The sequence below is a fragment of the Antarctobacter heliothermus genome (assembly GCF_900188425.1).
GTDB classification, from domain to species: domain Bacteria; phylum Pseudomonadota; class Alphaproteobacteria; order Rhodobacterales; family Rhodobacteraceae; genus Antarctobacter; species Antarctobacter heliothermus.
Genome location: NZ_FZON01000156.1, coordinates 1 through 1,255, shown reverse-complemented (window position 1 = coordinate 1,255; position 1,255 = coordinate 1). Strand labels below are relative to the sequence as shown.

General features: G+C 66.9%; 2 protein-coding genes. Both read right to left on the bottom strand.

From position 1 onward, the window contains the following. Window positions 1–542: DUF2460 domain-containing protein (locus tag CHB90_RS26025; protein WP_089280575.1), on the bottom strand; the 542-nt coding region annotated here is incomplete at its 3' end. After that, on the bottom strand, window positions 542–1,255 hold a 714-nt coding region (locus CHB90_RS26020), incomplete at its 5' end, for a phage tail tape measure C-terminal domain-containing protein (RefSeq protein ID WP_281256147.1). The genes CHB90_RS26025 and CHB90_RS26020, both read right to left, overlap by 1 nt.

Genomic DNA, 1,255 nt, shown 5'->3' with positions numbered 1-1,255 from the left:
AAGCGGACGGGCACGTCGAATTCGAAGCCTGCGGTGAGGGCGACTCCAGAGCCCGGCGCAGTGCCGAAGGTGACGCCACCTGTCGTTGTGTCGACGGACCAGCCGCTGACCAGTTCGGTGCCGTCGAACCCGATGCGGAGACTGCCCGCGACCGGTTTGGTGATTGCTCGCGTCCATGTCTGCGCACCGGAGACATAGTTCTTCGCCAGCTGGAACCCGGTTGTGCTGCCGTCGCCAGTGCCAATCAACTGGTCACTGTGCGATGGCGTACCCGAGGGCAGACAGGATTTGAAATCGCCCCAGTCCTTGAAGCGGAAGCCATGCAGCCGCCCGTTGCGGGCCTCGAAAAAGGCAACCACTGCCGCCAGATCATCTCCGCGGCGGATGCCATAGGCTACGTCATAGCGGCGGCGCGAATTGGCCCAGCTGGCGTTGCGTTCTTCATCGCCCGAGGCCAGTTCGACGATCTGCGTGCGGCGTTCCGGCCCGCCCCGTGCACCACGGCTGATGTTGTCCGGAAACCGGATCTCATGGAACGCCACTACATACCCCTCCGCCCGAGCGAGACCGCGCGGGCAATGTCCGCGGCGACCTGCGTTCGGGATTGCCGGAAGCTTTCGGCGTCGCGGGTCATGATGGTGACAGTAACGCCGCCGCTTGCACCGTAATTTTGTGTTTCCCGCCGTGACAGCACCCGCTCGCCACGTTGCAGGATCGCGGGTATCTCGTCATGGCGCAGTCCGGCCATGCCGCCAGCATGCATCCGGGGAGCGTTGGCGAAGGCCATGGCCGGGACCATCCGCGAGGGTCCGGCGGACCCGACCATCCCACCCGCATGCAGTACGTTCGCGAAGATCCCGCCCGCACCTCCCAGCGCGCCAGAGAGCGCATTGGCGATCGGTCCCAGGATGAACCGCCGCGCCGCCAGCTTGGCGAGATCCGCCAGCAAGGATGTGACCAGACCGCGGAAGTCCAGTTTGCCGGTCTTCACGAACTCGCCGATGGCGTTCTCGGCGGACTGGAAAGCGCCGACGAGGCTCTGGCCAATGTCGCCGCCGATGTCGCGGGCCTTGCTGGCATAATCCGAGAGCGCTGCCGTGACCGCCTGCCAGCCGGTGACGGCTGCCTCTGCGTCAGGTTTGGCGGCCGCCGCCGCGGCTCCGGCGGCAGCTCCCGCGTCGGTCGCCGCGCGTCCGGCATTCCCAAGGGCGGTCTCCAACCTGTCGGCGGCACCAGCCGCCTCGCTCAGCGCATC